This window comes from Ruminococcus sp. HUN007 (assembly GCF_000712055.1).
Classification (GTDB): Bacteria; Bacillota; Clostridia; order Oscillospirales; family Ruminococcaceae; genus HUN007.
Window position 1 is genome coordinate 1,110,025 of record NZ_JOOA01000002.1, and the last position, 19,406, is coordinate 1,129,430.

The 19,406-nt window shown below is 44.1% G+C and carries 15 protein-coding genes; 7 read left to right on the forward strand and 8 right to left on the reverse strand.

Features of this window, described 5'->3' with window-relative positions; translation table 11 throughout:
- Positions 1–85: 85 nt before the first annotated feature.
- Positions 86–2,650 carry a hypothetical protein gene (locus tag CC97_RS08860; protein ID WP_044974662.1) on the reverse strand — a complete coding sequence of 855 codons (2,565 nt, stop codon included), beginning with the start codon at positions 2,648–2,650 and terminating at the stop codon, positions 86–88.
- A 494-nt stretch (positions 2,651–3,144) separates the two neighbouring features.
- On the opposite strand from CC97_RS08860, the gene CC97_RS18805 reads away from it, so the two are divergent.
- The 3 genes from CC97_RS18805 to CC97_RS08875 all read left to right on the forward strand — a co-directional run bounded on the left by CC97_RS18805 (position 3,145) and on the right by CC97_RS08875 (position 7,090).
- Positions 3,145–5,400 (forward strand): bifunctional diguanylate cyclase/phosphodiesterase, encoded by a 2,256-nt coding sequence (locus CC97_RS18805; RefSeq protein ID WP_049962799.1) that lies wholly within the window; start codon positions 3,145–3,147, stop codon positions 5,398–5,400.
- Positions 5,384–5,770, forward strand: a complete 387-nt coding sequence (locus CC97_RS08870) for a hypothetical protein (RefSeq protein WP_044974663.1) — start codon at positions 5,384–5,386, stop codon at positions 5,768–5,770. The genes CC97_RS18805 and CC97_RS08870 overlap by 17 nt, the downstream gene beginning before the upstream one ends.
- A 66-nt stretch (positions 5,771–5,836) precedes the next feature.
- Positions 5,837–7,090 carry a metallophosphoesterase family protein gene (locus tag CC97_RS08875; protein ID WP_044974664.1) on the forward strand — a complete coding sequence of 418 codons (1,254 nt, stop codon included), beginning with the start codon at positions 5,837–5,839 and terminating at the stop codon, positions 7,088–7,090.
- Between the two features lie 191 nt (positions 7,091–7,281).
- Here the strand turns inward: CC97_RS08875 and CC97_RS08880 are convergent, their stop codons facing one another.
- Positions 7,282–8,580, reverse strand: coding sequence for an ISL3 family transposase (locus CC97_RS08880; protein ID WP_081850056.1), 1,299 nt, complete (start codon positions 8,578–8,580; stop codon positions 7,282–7,284).
- A gap of 177 nt (positions 8,581–8,757) precedes the next feature.
- On the opposite strand from CC97_RS08880, the gene CC97_RS08885 reads away from it, so the two are divergent.
- The 3 genes from CC97_RS08885 to CC97_RS08895 all read left to right on the forward strand — a co-directional run bounded on the left by CC97_RS08885 (position 8,758) and on the right by CC97_RS08895 (position 10,693).
- Positions 8,758–9,597 carry a hypothetical protein gene (locus CC97_RS08885; RefSeq protein WP_044974666.1) on the forward strand — a complete coding sequence of 280 codons (840 nt, stop codon included), beginning with the start codon at positions 8,758–8,760 and terminating at the stop codon, positions 9,595–9,597.
- A gap of 321 nt (positions 9,598–9,918) precedes the next feature.
- A complete protein-coding gene (locus CC97_RS20120) occupies positions 9,919–10,251 on the forward strand; it encodes a hypothetical protein (protein WP_156036843.1) in 333 nt (110 codons plus the stop codon).
- 7 nt (positions 10,252–10,258) lie between these two features.
- On the forward strand, positions 10,259–10,693 hold the full coding sequence (locus tag CC97_RS08895) for a hypothetical protein (protein WP_044974668.1): 435 nt from the start codon (positions 10,259–10,261) through the stop codon (positions 10,691–10,693).
- A gap of 206 nt (positions 10,694–10,899) precedes the next feature.
- Here the strand turns inward: CC97_RS08895 and CC97_RS08900 are convergent, their stop codons facing one another.
- The 6 genes from CC97_RS08900 to gatC form a co-directional block, all read right to left on the reverse strand.
- Positions 10,900–11,712 (reverse strand): AAA family ATPase, encoded by an 813-nt coding sequence (locus CC97_RS08900; RefSeq protein WP_044974499.1) that lies wholly within the window; start codon positions 11,710–11,712, stop codon positions 10,900–10,902.
- The gene (locus CC97_RS08905; protein ID WP_049962786.1) at positions 11,705–13,039 is read right to left on the reverse strand and encodes a DDE-type integrase/transposase/recombinase; all 1,335 of its coding nucleotides are present in this window, start codon (positions 13,037–13,039) and stop codon (positions 11,705–11,707) included. Before CC97_RS08905 ends, CC97_RS08900 begins: the two co-directional genes overlap by 8 nt.
- 1,156 nt (positions 13,040–14,195) lie before the next feature.
- Complete coding sequence (locus CC97_RS08910; RefSeq protein WP_044974669.1) at positions 14,196–15,569, reverse strand: citrate synthase; 1,374 nt, start codon at positions 15,567–15,569, stop codon at positions 14,196–14,198.
- A gap of 65 nt (positions 15,570–15,634) precedes the next feature.
- Entirely contained in the window at positions 15,635–17,080 is a 1,446-nt protein-coding gene (gene gatB / locus CC97_RS08915) for an Asp-tRNA(Asn)/Glu-tRNA(Gln) amidotransferase subunit GatB (RefSeq protein ID WP_044974670.1), read from the reverse strand.
- A gap of 13 nt (positions 17,081–17,093) precedes the next feature.
- Complete coding sequence (gene gatA / locus CC97_RS08920; protein ID WP_081850057.1) at positions 17,094–18,626, reverse strand: Asp-tRNA(Asn)/Glu-tRNA(Gln) amidotransferase subunit GatA; 1,533 nt, start codon at positions 18,624–18,626, stop codon at positions 17,094–17,096.
- On the reverse strand, positions 18,626–18,922 hold the full coding sequence (gene gatC, locus CC97_RS08925; protein WP_044974671.1) for an Asp-tRNA(Asn)/Glu-tRNA(Gln) amidotransferase subunit GatC: 297 nt from the start codon (positions 18,920–18,922) through the stop codon (positions 18,626–18,628). Before gatC ends, gatA begins: the two co-directional genes overlap by 1 nt.
- Positions 18,923–19,181: 259 nt before the next feature.
- On the opposite strand from gatC, the gene CC97_RS08930 reads away from it, so the two are divergent.
- On the forward strand, positions 19,182–19,379 hold the full coding sequence (locus tag CC97_RS08930; RefSeq protein WP_044974672.1) for a hypothetical protein: 198 nt from the start codon (positions 19,182–19,184) through the stop codon (positions 19,377–19,379).
- Positions 19,380–19,406 lie beyond the last annotated feature (27 nt).

A 19,406-nucleotide genomic window follows, 5' to 3' on the forward strand; every position in this document is an offset into this window, starting at 1 on the left:
GTTTTCATTTCTTTCATAAGTGTATCATATCACCATATGAAAGTCAAATTTCATTATGCATTCGGACCTGCAAAAACACGTTTGGTCAGTCGGTTGTTTCCTGTTTATAGATCACATCCTGCTCATTCTCCCATTTATGATAGTTGTAAGTTACAGTCTCTTCATCGTGTGACAGCACAGTTTTATAGTAAAGTATTTTTTCCTTATAATCCGGAAGATACAGATATCCTTTTTCCGAGATAGAATTCCATTTTCTGTACATTTCTGTGCTCTTATCAAACACATAATAAGAATAAAACGTTTTCCAGCCTTTATTATCCGGTCGTTCCACAGAAGCACGAATGCAAAGATCATCTGTTCCGTCAAAATCAATGTCCCATTCTGCATAATCAACATGGCGTCCCGATATTTTATCTCCCGGAATAACATTTTCAAATTCATGCTCAGGTTCCATACCGAAAATATCGCTGTAACTCATCAACTGTATAATACTGCTTCCCTTCATAAGCTGAAGTGCGCTGTCAGTGAACCGCAGATATTTTTCATTACTGCCTTCTTCATAATCTTTTTTTCTGTAAACCAGAGTAATCCTTTCGGTTCCTCTGCATACTTCATATACAGTCTCTTCTGTTCCGGTAAGTATCATGTCATGATTACTGTCGTATTTATAATGACACTTCTTAGCTATAATATGGCCTTCCACTCTGCTGTACTGAATAAATACAGCGGATACCGGAACAAGTTTACCGTCTTCCCATCTTAATGTAATTGATTCTTTATCATAATCATCTCCTGGAAAATATGCTTTCAGCGTCCTGCTTTCATAATCCGGTTCCAGAAAATATCTTTCGGTACTCCCCGGTTCTCCGTAGAACTCCAGTTCTTTGCTGCGTTCAAACAAACCTGTTTCAGGATTCCGTAAATAATAATATCCATCGGTACGGTACTTATCACAGATATAAAAATCAGCATAACCATCAAAATTAAAATCGGCATAAACCAGTCTGTCCTGATCTCCGAACTTTTCATCAGTTATCGTCTGAGATGACTGCGGTGTTTTAACAATCAGTTTTCCGTCTGATATCTCATGACTGTATCCGGAAGGGATATATGTCATTTCAGCAATTGCTCCTCCGGCAGAAAAACTCTTATTATCAGATACGGACATTGTTTTCCCGTTATCTGCTGGCTTAGCCGAAAACAAACCGACTGGTTCATTATAAATCACTAAATCACCGCCGTCACCGGTAGCCATCGTAGGGCTGCTTTTGGGTCCCGGGCTGGTTCCGTCCGCAGGTGCGTTGAACATGAAATATGAATTTGCAATACTTAACGGGTTGGCTGAAACATCTGTATTATCCGGTTCAAGTTTACCGTTATTCCATACATACCAGCTTGTCTCAAGAAATTCACCGCTTCCGGTTGGAGCATAGTTATCACACGACAATTTTGAATATTCTTCTCTTGGCTTATAATTATAGTACTTATCAGCCGGCTTAAATCTGTGGGATTCTTCGGAACAGATCCATTTTCCCTCGAACACATTATTAAGTTCATCCCACTCATCAAACATGCCTGTGTTAGGATCATAATGATAGTAGATGAATTTATCAGCCATACCGTATTCATTTACACCTGAAGTAACGCAAAGATCTTTATAGCCGTCATAGTCATAATCCACGGAAAAGACAAGATCATTAAAATAAAGCGGATAATCAGAGCTTCTGAATTTTCTCATTCTGTACTGTGCGATCAGTTCCGGTGCATTTTTCAGGGGAATGTTCTGAACCACAGAATCGCCGTTCATACACTGAACAGAATCAGATGTGATACGGAAATAACGCAGATCAGCCTCATTTTCCTCCTCATTTCCACGGCCACCGCGTTTCTCAGCGTGCGTCCTGCTTTTTAATACCGGCCGGTTCTTCTGATCAAACTCATAGACCTCGTCTATTTCAAATTCGCTGTACCGTACGCCCTTTTCTGTTTTTCTGTCAGTCTGCTCGGTACAGTCAGCTGTTTTTTCGAGAGAAACAGGTATGATATTATCTTTCTCCCATTTAAATTCCGCTTTGCAGACATATGATGAAGCGTAATTATAATGCTCGGTGTAAGTCAGTTTTATTTTTTTATCAGAAAACTCAGTATCGATACCAAATCCAAACAGTCCGTCAAGTTTGTCCGTCTTTACAAACTCTCCTTTATTCCCGTCCCACAGCCAGCATTCGCCGCCGTAGTGTCTGAATTCTGACGGAGTATCGTACAGAAACAGATCTTCGTGACCGTCAAAATTAAAATCTTCATATCTTCCTTCCGGTTCACTTTCAACTTCATGTTCAGAAGTCACTTCCGCCATTTTCTGACCGTTTTTGTACACCAGAAACTTCTTTCCTTCGCCTTTAAATTCGATCGGTTTCTCTGGTTCCTTGGGGTTGGTGAAAATCACCTTGTTTTTATCTTCAGTCACTGTCGTAACCGGTGTTTCGGTTGTCACAGAAGTTACTGCAGCAGTTGTTTCGACAGGTGTCGTCTCAACAAAAGATGTCACCTCTGTTTCACTGTTATCTGTTTCTGCAGTTTTATTTGCTGCACAGCCTGCCATAACAAGACCGCAGAGAAGTACAGATATTATTTTTGATGTATTATTCATTTTTGATCACTTCCTTAGTATTAAAAGCCCACATTCATTTCTGATCCCAGTTGATGCTTTGCATCAACCGCTCCGCTAAATGGTACGCCTTCGGCGTTCTATTGAAAACGTCCGCCGTTCGGCGAACGTTGAAATTCATAATTTAAGACAGTTCAATCAATTTATCACTTTAATAAATCACTAACTATAAGATGTTTAAACTCAGCGGATTATTCATATTACAATAACACTTATAACCAGTCTTAAACATTATATTTTCACACTCATAAGTATAATATGTTCTTTCATATGTGTCAACACATATTTTGTTGCCAATATAGCTATCCCATTTCGGCGGTGCGACCTCACCGTATCTCTCAGCAATACATAATGCTTTTTATTTTCACAAACAAAACAAACATTATCGTTCAATCCGTTGACACCTTACGTTCATTATGATAAAATTATAGTAAACTCTTAAAGTTTATTGGGGATAAACCCGGAAAGGAGTTATCATGGATTTTCAGCAATTTGTTGATACCTTTTATTCTCCGACCTGCATAGTATCAGTTGAAAAGAAAGATGATGGCGGATACGGGGAGATCCGCATCGTATCGGTCAATAAAAAGTACAATGAAATGATCGATGCGAGGATAAGAAATGAATCCGGATGTTACGGACCGGTGAAGCATTCTTCCTTTATACCGGATACACTTTACAGCGACTATTTTCCGCTCAGCCGCGGTTTTGAAGATGCATGCTTCCGTTCTGCAGTACTGAAGGAGGAAATTCAGACTTACGTTCATCTCAGTGTTATGGACCTCTGGTTTGACGTACATGTTCTGCCGCTTGATATTGAAAACGGAAATATATTTTACTGTACATATACTTCGACACTTATAAAGAGAGCTGAATCAGTCTTAAGCCGCAACAGTAACATACAGGCGTCAGGAGACGTCCTTGCGGCCTGCATAAAACTCCATAAGGCTGACAACCTCAGAGATGCGATGGAAAGTGTCATCTCGGAAATACGCCAGATATGCAAAGCTGAAGGCTGTACTGTTCTGCGTATAAACGAAGCAGAAGAAAAATATTCGATCGTCGCCACTGATTTCGCTCCCGGAAGTAAGCTGAGACGTGTAACAAGCTTCCCTGATTACTACCAGATCGCGTCCTCATGGAAAGGCATGATTGGTGAAGAAGGCGACTGTATCATCATTCAGAACCAGTCCGACATGGAATATATCCGTCAGGTAAACAACCCGTGGTACCAGACGCTTGTCGAAGCAGGCGTAAAAAGCCTTGTTCTCTTCCCTCTCATTCAGGGTACTGATCTGCTCGGCTTTATCTGGGCGACCAACTTTGATACGGAAAACACGCTCAGGATCAAGGAAACTCTTGAGCTTACAACATTCTTTATTTCATCCCACATCGCACGCTACAACGTTATAGAAAACCTTGAACGTATGAGTTATACGGACATGATGACAGGACTTCCTAACAATATGGCGTGCAGGGACAATATTTCCCGTCTTATCAGAAACCAGAGAAAATTTGCCGTGGTTTCTATAGACCTTAATCATTTCAAAAGCATAAACCACACGCTTGGCGTTGAAGCCGGAAATCAGGCGATCACCGGAATAGCCGACCGCTGGAAGACGGTACGTGAAAAGCAGAGTTCCGATGTTTCTGAATTCGTAGCCCGTGTAAGCGGTGACGAGTTCATGCTCGTTATATGCGGATACCAGACCACGGAAGAACTCACAAAGATCATCACGAAATATTCCGACGCCTTAAGCGAACCGTTCATCATCGAAGGCTGTGAAATATACATAAGTGCAAGCTTCGGGTTTACCGAATATCCGGCACACGGCGGTACAGTTGACATGCTCGTTTCACGTGCAAACACGGCAATGAGCGAAATAAAGAAGGCCGCCAGCAGCGATAACATTCTCCGGTACAGCCCGGAAATTTCGCAGAATGAACGGATACTCGAAATCGAAAACAAGATAAGAACTGCACTTGAAAACGACTCGGTATTCTTCTGCCTTCAGCCGCAGTACAATATGGAACATAAACTGCGCGGATTTGAAGCCCTTGCCCGTATGAAAGACAGCGACGGCAATCTCATAAGACCTGATGAATTCATACCGGTCGCAGAAAAAGTCGGTCTTATCGACAAGGTAGACGGAATGGTTTTCAGAAAGGCGACTGCCTTTTTCAGTGACCTTGTTAAGGATACCGGTAAAAAACTCACTTTAAGTCTTAACGCATCGGTAAGACATATTATGAAAAGCGGGTTCATCGATGAAATAAACGAACTGATCGAAAAGAGCGGTCTCTCGCCGGAACAGCTGGAGATCGAGATCACGGAATCAATACTCATGGATTCAGTCAACAAGGCAATTCAGTGTATCAATGATCTCAAATCCATGGGTATAAAACTTGCTATCGACGACTTCGGAACCGGCTATTCTTCACTCAGCTATCTGAACAAGATACCGGCTGACCTTCTGAAGATCGATAAATCATTTATAGACAGAATAAACGCAAGCGAATCCTCCAGACAGTACGTTGCCGCAATGATATCAATGGGACATATCATGGGACTTGACGTAATTTCGGAGGGTGTAGAAGAAGAAGAACAGGTGGAAGCTCTGAGAAGTATCGGATGTGATCTCATTCAGGGGTTCTGCTGGGGAAAACCTCTGCCGCCGGAAGACGCAGAAAAACTTGTAAGGGAGGAAACAACAAATGATGCTAAACTGTAAAAAATGCGGTGCACCGTACACCGGAGGAGTTATCTGCGAAAAATGCGGAAACAGATTCGACGATGCTGATATAAGAAATTTCGAAAATGAAGTAAGACAGCAGCGTGAATACGAACAGTTCCGTGCCGAAAGGAACAAGGAATCTGAAAACAAGGCAATAAAGGTCATTTTAATAGTCTTTGGTATTTTCATAGGACTTGCCGTGCTGGGCGTTCTCGTCGCAATCTTTGTACCGGCATTTATCGGATACAATGCAAAGAAAAAGGCTCACGAGGAGCAGCAGCGCGCCCGCGAAGAACAGGCAAACAGTGCCTACTACGAGGATTACGACTACAGTTACGAAGACGATGCCTACAGTTACGATGAATAATCACAAATCGGGTATTCCGGAGCGATCCGGAATACCTTTTATACTTAAGGAAAACGGGGAAAATCAATGAAACCAAAACACTTACTTGTTTTTATCTGTGCCGCCGTATCACTTCTGAGTGCGACGACATATGTAAATCAGAAATTATATGCTGAGGAAGAAACCAATACAATATCCGCACTAGTGGAATCTGACGGCAGCACGATCACCACTGCTGACGGTCAGAAATGGTACCGGGTAAAAAGCTTCGATGACAATAAAAGCTATGTTATCAGCGTAAAGAAAACCGACGGTACTGAGGTATTGTTCACCGGAGGCGGTGAGGAAAATGAATATATCTGGCACTATTACAGAAGAACAATGGTTCCGAGTACCTATTCAAAGTTCTCATACCTTTCAACAACGTCGCATAATCTCTCCTGTATCGACGGTAAGATTTCATTCAGTTACAGGGAAAGCGTTGTAAGTGATCTTTTCTGGTCGACGGATGGAAATGTGCTCACCTACACGGAAAACGGAGATGCATATTACCTGAAATACGATGAAACTGCGGAATCACCGTTTTCGATGACTGCAGACCGGAATGAAGCTGCTGAAGTCAGTGTCTACACAAACGGAGATACTCTGGAACGATGCATAAAAACTGAGCCCTGCTCTGAAAATTATGTCACTGAAGGAAGCGGATATGCCGCCCCTGAGTTTTCAGTAACTCTTTCCGATGACGGGATAATCACCGACAACATAACATGGAACGTTGACGGTTCAAACTACGATACAGATACACTGACTTTCAGAGCGGATGAGCTTGCAGGAAAAGAGGCTGGTGTACACAGGGTATGCTGCTTTATCGAAGGTCATGATGAAGACGGGATAATCTACCGTGAAAAATCATCTGATGCACTTTTCGTAATTGCCAAAGGCGTTATTCCGGATTCGTTCATATCTTTCTCTGACGTACACGAGGAATATATTCTTATCGGAAATGCGATAGAGACTACGATGAATCGTACCGGCGGATATATTCCGGGCCTTATAGTATGTACCGGCGACCTTGTAAACGGACCGACACCGGACAGCGACTATATGCTGGAGAAATACTATCCGCTTATAAAACCGCAGCTCGGCGGCATCGACACAGTATTTGTTTCGGGAAACCACGATCCTGGAAAGGCGGCTTCAGAAATGTCAGTAAAGGCTGATCTGGGTGCTGCGAAGGATCTTTCAGCATCAGGCGGGCTTATTTTTGACGGCAGATCAGATGCGGTGAAAGCAAACGGAACGAGTAGTCTTGCGGACGGAAACATAAAGGTATTCAGGTGATTCGTCATTTGTAGTGGGTAAGGCCTATCTTCAGGTACGCATTTATTCCACGATCCACTTGACAATGAGCCTCTGTCAGCATGATATTCTGTCCGCCGAGGCAGGCGCCGCCTAAAGGCTGTGCTGCCTGGCAAACAGCCTATCACACTGCCTTCTCATTATCAAGTGGCTTTCGCGGCATAAAAGCTCAGTTATACCAAAGCGAATGTTTTAATAGCATTATTAACAGCAGTGTCAATATCAAGCTTTCCGCAGTTCAGATATATCATTGTTTTGAAATACTCCATATTTCTAAAACCACGTGCTCTGCACTTAACATTTTGTATTATGCAGTTTACGCCTTCAAGAATAGCATTTGTATATCTGTAATCAAAGTAGTTAAGTATTTCAGTCCAGTGACTTTTAACGAGTTTGCAGAACCCTTTAATGTCATCAAGGCGTGAATGCATCATCCAGGAACATAGCTTTTTTAGTCTTGGTTCTGCACTTTGTCTATCTATGCACTGCTCATAAATATCCTGTAGTTCCACTCTGATAGCATATGCTCTTGCAGTCTTTAAATGCTTTGCAGACTTAAGGATTTTCTGTTTCCATTCGAGTTGTTTGTCTGTCAGATTGCCTTCGTTTTTCAGCCAAAGATATTTGCTTCCTTTAAGCTCTGACTCATACTTACTCTCTTTTTTCCGTACTTTATCAACTGCTTCATTAGCGTGTTTAATTACATGAAATTTGTCAGCTACTGTTTTGCTGTTTTTAAAGTTTTCAGTTATTCCTTTCTTGAATCCAAGGGACATATCACATGTAACAATATCTATATTGTCAGGAACTCCTTTGTGTTCCTTGAAGTCAGTTACAAACTTATCTACTGTTGTATGATCTTTTCCTTCTGTTGTATAGATTACTTTGCGTTCGTCCAGATCAACCATGACACTTATGTAGTTATGTCCTTTACGGCTTGTTTCATCAATTCCTAAGTTTCTGACTGATGAATAGTCTTCAAGCTTACGTGCGTCATCAACGTAATGCTTGATTACTCGCCAAAGTCTTTTATCGTTCACTTCCAGAAGCTTAGCAATTGATGATACGGACATATGTTTTGCATATTCCATCACCATAGCTTCAAACAGCAGCGTGAATCCTGAATTCTTTCTTGCCCACGGTACACGAGCTGTTGGACAATGGCCTTCTCCGTCACTTACTTTAGGCACTCTGGCGTGTATATATGTTTTGTACTGAAAGAAATTCAGATGTTGCCATGTTCTTTTTACGGTGTCGTGGGCGCTCTTCTCAATTGGTTTTCCATCTGCATCTACCCACTGCTTTCCATCATCAAAATAGAATATGAACCTTGCTCCTCGTTCAAAGTCTACGTCTATATGAAGTTCCATTTTCGATGAACCTTCTTTTTCTGGTTTAAGTTCTACCTTGGTGACTTTCCATGGATATTCGAGCTGAAGTGCTGCTGTGAATAAAGCTGTATTATCAAACAATTGTATGTACCTTCCTTTATTTACTGGTACTTTAAATGATACTCCATTATATGAATTTTAGCAAGTGGCTTTCATGGTCTACCCACTATAAACGACGAAAGGCCGGTATTCAGCATCAACTACGAGGCTGCGATACACAGAAACACCCACGATTACCGGTACTATTCCTACGACGGTGTGATCGAAAGCACGGAAAAATTTCTTGAAAACGCATCAAAAGATTATAACGGAGAACTGATCCTTATTTCCGCTCATTCCGGACTGCACGTACTCGGTATGGAGCCTGCGTCAGTAAATCCGTCCGGCGGTCGGATCTCACAGTGGATCGGTGAAAACGCCTACAACATTGACCGTTCCTATGATCTTGCTTCGCTTATAAACAGCTATGCCGAAAAATACGACATGAATATTATATACCTTTTCGGTCACGACCATTCAAGACAGGAAACGGAACTTATTCTGACCGAAGGGAACGATATTACCAGTGCGAAAAGCTACACTGAACAGACTTACGGAACACTTCCGCTTAAGTTTACATACGCCCATTCGGGATATCTTTCAACCGTAATAGGCTCTGCTGATTCAAACTTCAGTTTTGTTTATAAAGACGACGACGGATACAGTTTTGATCTTATAAGAACCTATGACAACACCGTACGCCACACAAGTTTTGCAGACAGATACACTGCTTCCGTAAAGTCCACAGAAACAACCGCTCCCGCAGAAACTGCGCCACTGATAACTGAACAGGCGGCGACGACAGAAACCTCTGCCGCCGATACAGTAACGGAGCCCGCAGTGACCGCTCCGGCAGTTTCAGAAAACGAGACAACAGCCGCATCTTCTGATGTGCAAACTTCAGAAAGCAAAAAAGAAACCGAAGCAGTATCTTCCCAAAACAGAAGTCCTCTTCCGGAAACAGGCCGAAACTCTCCCGCAGTCCCGGCACTTACAGGCAGCGCACTTATACTTCTTTTCCTCGGCGCATCAGCCGTGAAGAAAAGCGGGAAGAAATGATTTGGTCTTCTGAACAAAATATGTACTTTGCTTCATACTAATCTGTCCGAACCAAATGGCTGCATATGGAAATATGCAGCCATTTTTCTATAGCATCATCCGGCTCGCAAGAGACGGATGATACCGAGGGCGAGGCGACCGCCCAGCATTGTGCAGCCAAGCCATTACAGTAAATAATTTTCATTGTATAACTACGCCGGATATGTTATACTAAAAAAGAAGAATGAGCGAAGTCTTCCAGTCTGTTATCAACGATTGCAGCAAGTTCGTTCTGACGTCGATCAACAAAGCTTTCGGCAAAAGATACATCATACAGAAAGGGTGAGAATTATACTAAAAACAAAACCTTACTATGCTCCTCAGAATGGTTGGAGCAGTGACGATTATTACAGTCTGCACAGGTATCTGCACAGGCTTGTTACTCACGCTGACCGCAAAAAGGACGAGATTGAACAGCTCGATGTACAACAAATGTCCGATAAGACCAGGGTTCTGCTGTACTGTATCATCAGCTATTATCACCTTGAAAAGCTGTTTGAGCTTTCTAACTTGCAGAAACTTACAGAATGCCAGCCGCTTTCAGAACCTCTTGTTCTGAGCAATCACGGGCTGAAAGAAGAAAATGTTTACTATAAAATGAATGTGATGTTCTGAGGTGGCAATGATTGGAATTGAATGTACGCTTGATGATTTCAAGGACGCACTTGAAGCACTAAATGAAAAGTTGAAAGCTCATCATATCACCATTGAGATCAGGGCTATCGGTGGTTTTGCGATGCTTTATAACAAGCTCCGAACCGGCGGCTATACAATGGATGTAGATACAGCAACAAAGGATATGACAGAAGGAGTCCAGGCACTTATCCGTGAGATTGCAGAGGAAAAGGGACTTGACGAAGACTGGATCAACAACGATTCATACGGTCTGCCTGAGGTAATGGATATTATCGGCAAGTTGGAATGGATAATAGATGACAGCTATTCAAATATCATGCTGTATATCGCAAAAATAGAAAGTCTGCTTCTGCTTAAAGTCCGCGCTGTTCACTTTGCAGGCTTAGTGTTAGCGCCCACCTATCCTGTCATCCAAAAGTGAATGTATTTTGTCAGGGCAGGGACAGTATTTTGTCAACTGAATTGGAAAAACAAACTGACACCCCCAGCACGGAGGTGTCAATTTCAATCTAGAGAGCTATGCTCTCGGCAAAATCCCACATGGCGCTCAGGTCGCTCCCCAGCGTTGCCCTATCCTCCATTGTGGGCAAAAGCCCGTTAATCAAGTTGAACCGCAACATCAGATAATCAGTGACCGGCTCCGGTTACTTCGTTTTCAAGTACAATATCTACAGATTTGCTGTCGATACAGGTCTGTTTCATCTGTGCACCATAGATAAGTGACTGACTGCAGGCACGGTTTACGAGTCGTGGATTTCCGCCTGAAAAAGTAAAAATAGATTTCATTGCATCTTCAGTGAAGACAGGATTTTCCTGTCCGGCATAATGAAGCTGTGATTCAATGTACTGCTTGGTTTCTGAAAAATCCATAGGAGTAAGAAAGCATTCAACATCTACTCTTTCAAGAATGGCTCTGTATGCGGAAAGACGGAGTTTGTCCCAGAGTTCAGTCTGACCCGAAAGTATTAGTGCCATTGGATTTTCGGAATCCATTTTGTAATTCAGAAGAAAGCGGGCCTCTTCAAGCATTTCTTTTGGCAACAGATGTGCTTCGTCAAGAATCACGACCACTTTACGTTTCTGCATATTCCTCATTATTTCAATCTGCTTATGCAAAGCGTTTCTCGCTGCATTGCGATGAAATTCGGATTTGCATCCGAGCTGGTTCAGGAGATAGTTGTAGAAGCTTCGCGGAGTCAGTTTTGAATCAGAAACGTACAGAACCATGTACTCTGATTCAGGAAGTTCATCCTTTAAACGACGAAGTGTACTTGTCTTGCCGGTACCTGGTTCACCAATCAGCAGTGCGAATGACTGTTTCTGTGCAGTGATGATCAGACGACTGAAAACTTCAGTATTCTGATGTGTTCTGTGCAGCTGATCAGATGGAATACCGCGCGTAAACGGTGTATGCTGCATACCATAAAACATTTCAAACATTTTCAGCACCCTCCAATACCTGTGAATACGAAATAATAGCTCGACGTTCCTTTTCCCCGGCGCTCTTTGTAACAGCATCAAGAAGTCTTGAAGAATCCGCTGGGATACTTTCAATTTCAGCACGTTTCGGTTTTTTAGCAACGTGTGTACCTACCTTAGCCGGTTCAGCGTAAAACGGTTCATGATTCTTTGCTTCAATCCTTACACGTGCAATATTCTGAGGATCATAAACAACATCCACCTGCTGTCCGGCATAAAGAACGCCAACATCATAATCTTTACCCATGAAGCTGATACATCCTGACTTGTTAACTTTACGGGTTTCACAGTGCAGGAAAGCAGTTGAGAGTATTGCATCATCCGGATAGCGTAATGGCATGGAATCGCATTTGAATGCCTGTTCCGGGGTTATTCCGAGTGCACTGTGTATTTTACTGTGGTAACATTCAGAGAGCCAGGCGTTAAACAGTCTGTTCAGTTCTTCTATGCTGTCAGGACGGTTCAGGTTTACCTCTTCAATGAACGAGTCAACGGTATGGTTGAAGCGTTCCTGTTTTCCTTTACCCTGAGGATTACGCGGTTTAGCATACAGCAGTTTAATACTCAGAAGACTGCATGCACGCTTCATCCATTGGGTACGATACTGTGAACCGTTGTCGAAGTAGATACGACGGGGAAGTCCAAATTTCTGAATGCCTTTCTTCAGTGTATCCTCAACAATGCTCTGCTCCATATCTCCATAAAACTCAGCATGAACAATGTAACGTGTTGCATCGTCAATCAGACACGACATGTACGTTGGCTGCGGCTTTCCGTCGATAGTCAGCGTTGGTCCGTATTTCAGGTCTCCCTGCCACAAGTCACAGCGATGAACTCTGGCAAAACGCTGTGAACCGTATCCATGATCCTGATAGGTCTTCATCATCTGAGATGAATAACCCGCCCTTGATAGTGCACGCTGAAGCGTCGTTCGTTTCAGCATGCCAACTTCGACCTTGTTTTCAAGTTCAAGTATCTGGATGATGGTAGGGACGCTTCGTGACGGAACTTCACGGCGCAGACGGATTGCCTCTTCCAGGATCTCCTTAGTGATCACGGTATTCTGTTCCGGTACTTTCCCTTTGGGTTTTAATCCGTCGATTCCATTTCCGTTATACGCATCCACATAGCGCTGGAGTGTTCTTGTTGATACTTCAAACGTATCAGCTAATTCCCAGCGCTTGCCGTAATACTCATCCTGAGACAGAGTGGTATCAAGCAGTGGCGCTATCATGATCACACGCTGTTCAGCTATCTCTTTTGCCAGTTTCTGATTTTTCATGTCCATAGAGGTACCTCCTTGTAGTTGATATCTCTATCATAGTACAGGTCAGACTGAAATGACAGGCGAACTAATGAACTTCCATTCATTGGAATTTACGACTATTCTGACAAAATAGGTGAGCGTGTCAAATGTTGATTCAAAACTGCTTCTGACGACCAGTGCAGGATGCTCAATTTTAAGTCTTCTGACAGTCGCAGAACCAAAATTCAGGAACTTTCTTACCCAGTTTCGGATGCGTATTATCGTGCTGTCATCAACATCATAGTTGTCAAGACCATCATATATTTCAGCTATTATTTCAGTACTGAGATGTTTGTAAGGAGCAACGTAATCCGGAAGCTCGCGGTGATAACGGTCCGCATTCCGGGCAGTAGAAAACTCTGAGAGACAGAGTGATTCGCTCTTCGCCGGATACGCGCAGATACCGTCTGCACCTTCCGTGTGACTTCATTGGTTTGCCGCAAATTGGACAAACAGGTGAATTTGTTCCTGTAATTTCGACGATTCCGTCCTTGACTTTTTCACGAAAAAATGATATACTTTTCATTGTTGAGGGACGATAGCTGTGTCATAATTGCGAGTTATGACGATCAAAACAGCTATCGTTTATTCCTTTCTAAAGGTTAATACAATTATTATATCATTTTTATAGATAAAAACACAGACGGCATCATCCCGAAATTCGAATCGGAACGATGCCGTTTTCTATTATTTGTTACCGCGTGCCCGAAGGATGGGTTTATCGCGTTGGTTTTCCCGTGAGCATTCCGTGTCTGGGCCGCAGTTGCAGGACTGACTTTCCAGAATCTTGTACATTTCCCTTGACAGAACTGTTGCCTGCGTGACAAGATACAGTGCCTATTGGACGACATTATGGGTGGTCGGTAACACTTAGTTCCGAGAATCACAGACCAGACCGATGTTCTTGATATTCTCGCTTTCCTTGGTATCCATACCATAGAAGAAGTCAAACAGAATCCACTGACGAAAGGCTTTGAGAAGAAGTATCCAAGGTGCTTTGCGTTTTTAAAGGAAACAGGTAAATGGTAATATAAACTATGAAAAAAGGATATGCTTTCGTTTTACAAAAAGCATATCCTTTTCTTTTGTTTAAGCAACTATACCTTACGTGTTCCTTGCATAGCTGATTCACGAGAGATCAGAGTCTATTGAATTCATCAGTAAACTCACGGTGCTTTCCGACGAAGCGGTACGCAGGACGGATTATTTTTCCGTTGTTTATCAGTTCCTCGAGGCGGTGAGCACTCCATCCTGAAATTCTTGAAACCGCAAAGATAGGAGTGAAGAGTTCACGCGGAATGCCCAGCATTGAATATACAAGTCCGCTGTAGAAATCGACGTTTGCACAGACAGGCTTGAAAAGCTTTCTTTTCTGAGCGATGCAGTCTTTGCCGATCTTTTCAACGCGGTCATAAAGCTCAAATTCCTTCTCAAGTCCCTTTTCTGCAGCCAGCTGCCCTGCAAGATTCTTAAGAATTATCTCACGCGGGTCGGAAACAGTATAGACTGCATGTCCAAGACCGTAGATAAGTCCTTTTCCGTCAAAGCTTTCACCGTCAAGTATGCTGTTGAGATAATCTCTGATCTGTTCATCGTTTTCGGTATCTGCAACGTTTTTCTTTATGTCATCGAACATTTCAAGTACCTTGAGATTGGCTCCGCCGTGACGCGGTCCCTTGAGTGATGAGATTGATGCTGCGGTCGCGGAATAAGTGTCAGTACCTGATGATGTAACAACATGATTTGTAAATGTTGAATTGTTTCCGCCGCCGTGTTCTGCGTGAAGCACAAGGGCAGTATCGAGTACCCTTGCTTCAAGGTCTGTAAAGTATCCGTCATCACGAAGCATGTACAGAATATTTTCCGCTATCGAATATCTTTTTTTCGGAGTGCGGATAAGCAGGCTTCTGCCCAGTTCCATGTGCTGATAAGCGTAGTATGCGTAAACAGCCATAAGCGGCATCTTGCAGATGAGCTGAAGTGACTGTCTTAATACATCCGCGATCTCAACTGAATCCGGATTGGTGTCGTAGGAATAAAGTGTGATGACACTTTTCTGAAGAGCGTTCATAATATTTGCCGGAGGTGCCTTGAGTATCGTGTCACGCACGAACTGGCCTGTAAGCTCTTCGAGACTGCTCATTATTGCAAGAAAGCTTTCGAACTGCTTCGGATCCGGCAGTTCACCGAAAAGCAGAAGATAAGTAATTTCCTCGAAAAGAAATCTTTTGCTTTCAGTATTTTTCAGAAGATCGCACACATTGTATCCCTGATAGTAGAGTTTTCCTTCAGCAGGGTATTTTTCTCCGTTCACAGTTTCGTACGCGCAGACATCGCTTATCTCCGTAAGTCCCGTAAGCACACCCTTCCCGTCAGAATCACGAAGTCCGCGCTTGACATCGTATATTCTGTAGTATTCAGGGTCAAATTCACGTGAAACGGCACAGCACTTTACAAGTTCATCGAATTCAGCATTCAGCTTTTCTGTCATTTCCATCATTGAGTAGTTCATAGTTTCAGGCCCTCATAATTTCCGGTTCAACATAATGAAATATATATAAAATTATTATATCATACTCACGAGTGGTTTTCAAGTATATTCTTAACGGTGCTGTTTACCGCTGAAGGATCTGCCCTGCCTTTCAGTTCTTTCATTACCCTGCCGACGAAAAAGCCGAAGACCTTTGTTTCACCGTTTCTGTACTGCTCAAAAGGCTTTGGATTATCCGCTATTATTTTCTTCACGGTCTCTGCTATCAGCTCTTCGTCGTCAAGAGTTCCAAGGCCGTTTTCCTCAGTAAACCTGCGGATGTCAAAACTGCCGTCGCTTTTAAGCATCGCACGGAAAACCTTTTTTCCGGCTTCACGCTTAAGCTCACCGGACACTACAAGTCCGGCAAATTCCGCAAACTTTTCAGGAGACAGATTTATATCTTCCGGATCAGTACCGGTCTCGTTGATAAACGAAAGCAGTCCGCCTGTAAACCAGAATCGCACTTCTCCCGGTGCTCCGCAAAGACTGACAGTGTTTTCAAAAAGATCGGCAAGATTCTTTGAAGCGGTGATAAGTGCCGCATCTTCCTCAGACAGAGACATCTCACGGACAAGACGTTCCGCCCTTTCATCTGCAAATTCGGGAATAAGATCCCTGCAGCGTCTGATCTCCTCATCGCTTATATGAAAAGCGGGCAGATCTGGTTCAGGGAAGTAGCGGTAGTCCTTGGCCTCCTCCTTGGAACGCATTGCGAAGGAACGCCCTGATGCGTTATCCCAGCGGCGTGTTTCCTGAATGATCGTTCCGCCGTTTTCCACGACCTTTATCTGTCTTGCCGATTCGTATGCTATCGCTCTTTCTATCGCACGGAAGGAATTGATGTTTTTCATCTCGGTACGGGTGCCGAATTCTTCGCTTCCTTCAGGACGAACGGAAAGATTGACATCAGCACGCATCGACCCTTCCTCCATTTTGCAGTCGGATATTCCGAGATACTTAAAAACTGACCTTAAGCGGTACAGAAAGGCATTCACTTCTTCAGCGTTCCTGAAATCAGGTTCAGTTACTATCTCAACGAGCGGAACACCGCATCTGTTGTAATCGAGGAAAGCTGTTTTACCGTCCGGGCTGTGAACGATCTTGCCTGCATCCTCTTCCATGTGCATCTCGTGAATGCGTATGACTTTTTTGTTCCCGTCAGCTGTTTTTATCTCAGTATGTCCGTTCACGGCAACGGGCGCATAAAGCTGCGAAATCTGGTATGCCTTCGGCAGATCCGGATAGAAATAATTCTTGCGGTCAAAGCGAAAATCGCGCGTGATCCCGCATCCGAGGGCAAGGCCTGCCTTTACGGCAAATTCAAGGACCTTCCTGTTGAACACAGGCAGAGTTCCCGGCATTCCGGTGCACACCGGACAGCAGTGCGTGTTCGGCTCACCGCCGAACTCAGTTGTGCACGAGCAGAAAAGCTTGCTCTTCGATGCAAGTTCAACATGGACTTCAAGTCCTATCACTGTTTCGTATTTCATAGCTTTCCTCACCTCACTTTCCTAATGTACGCTTTTCATCCGGAAGTTTCCCGCCGGCCGGAACATGACTTTGTACTGTGACGCTGTCCCGGTACGCAGACAGGCTGCTTCCGCGCATGTGCCAGTCCGTGCGGATCTGAAATGCATGCGCTGCATTCAGCACGAGTCCGTCATCTGCCGCACGTCCGGTAAACTGAGCGCCTACCGGCATGCCGTTTTCGTCAGTTCCGCACGGAAACGACACCGAAGGCAGTCCCGCAAGATTTGCAAAAACGGTAAAAACATCGGAACAGTACACCGAAACCGGATCTGCCGCTCCGCTTCCGATAAGAGGAGCTGTTCCCGGTGCGGTCGGCGTCAGCAGAAGGTCTGTACCGGTAAATATTCTGTCGAGTTCACTTCTGACTGCATTTCTGATCTTCATCGCTTTCAGATAGTATTCATCATAGTATCCGCCTGAAAGAATGGTGGTTCCGAGGAGTATCCTTTTCTTTACCTCGGTACCGAATCCTTCACTTCGCGAACGGCAGTAAAGGTCGTTAAGGTCTTCGGGGTTTTCTGCACGGTATCCGTATTTTATACCGTCAAATCTTGCGAGGTTCGAACTTGCTTCAGCCATGGCGATGGTGTAGTATGCGGAAAAAGCCTGCTTTAAATACGGGAAGCTCACTTCTTTCACCCGAGCTCCCGCCTTATCCAGTTCCTCTGCTGCATCCAGAACTTTCTGCGCCGTTCCGGCATCTGCCATCCCCGCTTCAAAGATTTCCTTCAGCACACCGATCCTCAGTCCCTTTACATCGCCTGTAAGGCCGGAAAGAAGCGAAGACGAAAACATACTTCGTGATGTGCTGTCACGTTCATCGGCACCGCAGATGACGTCGGTTACAGCTGCACAGTCCTCTGCAGTGCGGCAGACCGGACCGATCTGATCAAAGGATGAGGCGTAGGCGATAAGTCCGTACCGCGACACAGCTCCGTAAGTCGGTTTGAACCCCGTAACTCCGCAGTACGCTGAGGGCTGTCTTACTGAACCTCCGGTATCTGATCCGAGTGCCGCAGGTATGATGTCTGCTGCAACGGCAGCAGCGCATCCGCCGGATGAACCGCCTGCGGATCTTTCCGTGCCATGCGGATTCCGTACAGGTCCGAAATATGATGTTTCCGACAGGCTTCCCATTGCAAACTCATCCATGTTGAGCTTGCCGATGATGACTGCCCCTGCATTTTCAAGCTTTTCCACAGCCGCTGCACTGTAAAACGGAACAAAGTTTTCAAGCATTTTTGAAGCACATGTAGTGCGTATTCCTTCCGTACAGATATTGTCCTTTACCGCCACAGGCACACCTGCAAGCGGAGAAGTCAGCGTTCCGTCATCAATACGCTTCTGTACATCCGCCGCCCTCATCAGAGCTTTTTCCCGGCAGATGGTTATGAAAGCATTTATTCTGCCGTTTTCCCTTTCGGCTGCATCAAGTGCCGTTGAAACCGCCTCCGTAACTGAGAGCTTTCCGGAACGGATGAGCCTTCCCGTTTCAAGAGCTGTCATTACTCGTCCCCTCCCTTGTCAAATGTATCGGGAGCACAGAAATATTCCTCAGTGTGTTCCGGTGCGTTTTGTAATATTTTATCCCGTTCAGCCGACGGCTTAACTTCATCTTCACGCGGTTCAGACACCGGCTGTGCCGCTTCTGAACCGGTTTCAGGAATATCACCGATATCCAGATTTCCGATGATCTCCGCCAGTTTTCCAAGTTCAGTCACCATTTTCTCAGTCTCATCTTCAGTAAGAATCAGCTTGCTCAGTTCCGCTGCACGCAGAACTGTATTGCGGTCTGTTTTCATATATTTCAAAGCTTTCTGTATTTTCAGCCTATCTGTAAATACAGAAACTTATCCTCCGTTTCCATGTTTGTGCGGCCACTGAAACTTCCGGTCATCTTCCCGCTCCGTAAAACACACCGGTATCTCCGTTCTGATCAGTGTTCCAGTAACTATTATACACTGTGGCTCCCCTCTCTGTAAACAGGAAACTGCAGACGACTCCGTACTCTACAAGGCGGCCGATGTAGGAAACTCATATGACTGCACCTTCCAATCATCAATGAAGCTCAACAATTTTGAAGTAAAATTCGGAAAGGATGACGAGCTCAGACACATTGCCGATCTGAAGGATGCTATCAACAAGGTGACTTCAACCAACTACAAATTCATCGAAGATTTAATAGATGTTCCGAGCTGGCTCATAGCCGATTTCATGATAAAGAGAAATGAGTACATCCATTCAAAGCTCGGATTCTGATACATAAACGACAAATCAGCATAACCC

What these genes read in the sequence shown, in the direction of transcription:
- CC97_RS08895 (WP_044974668.1), top strand. Translation starts at nt 10,259, where the DNA reads ATGATTGGAATTGAATGTACGCTTGATGATTTCAAGGACGCACTTGAA.
- CC97_RS08875 (WP_044974664.1), top strand. Translation starts at nt 5,837, where the DNA reads ATGAAACCAAAACACTTACTTGTTTTTATCTGTGCCGCCGTATCACTT.
- CC97_RS08860 (WP_044974662.1), bottom strand. Translation starts at nt 2,650, where the DNA reads ATGAATAATACATCAAAAATAATATCTGTACTTCTCTGCGGTCTTGTT.
- gatC (WP_044974671.1), bottom strand. Translation starts at nt 18,922, where the DNA reads ATGAAAACAGACCGCAATACAGTTCTGCGTGCAGCGGAACTGAGCAAG.
- gatA (WP_081850057.1), bottom strand. Translation starts at nt 18,626, where the DNA reads ATGACAGCTCTTGAAACGGGAAGGCTCATCCGTTCCGGAAAGCTCTCA.
- CC97_RS08870 (WP_044974663.1), top strand. Translation starts at nt 5,384, where the DNA reads ATGATGCTAAACTGTAAAAAATGCGGTGCACCGTACACCGGAGGAGTT.
- CC97_RS08930 (WP_044974672.1), top strand. Translation starts at nt 19,182, where the DNA reads ATGAAGCTCAACAATTTTGAAGTAAAATTCGGAAAGGATGACGAGCTC.
- gatB (WP_044974670.1), bottom strand. Translation starts at nt 17,080, where the DNA reads ATGAAATACGAAACAGTGATAGGACTTGAAGTCCATGTTGAACTTGCA.
- CC97_RS08910 (WP_044974669.1), bottom strand. Translation starts at nt 15,569, where the DNA reads ATGAACTACTCAATGATGGAAATGACAGAAAAGCTGAATGCTGAATTC.
- CC97_RS08905 (WP_049962786.1), bottom strand. Translation starts at nt 13,039, where the DNA reads ATGGACATGAAAAATCAGAAACTGGCAAAAGAGATAGCTGAACAGCGT.
- CC97_RS08900 (WP_044974499.1), bottom strand. Translation starts at nt 11,712, where the DNA reads ATGTTTGAAATGTTTTATGGTATGCAGCATACACCGTTTACGCGCGGT.
- CC97_RS18805 (WP_049962799.1), top strand. Translation starts at nt 3,145, where the DNA reads ATGGATTTTCAGCAATTTGTTGATACCTTTTATTCTCCGACCTGCATA.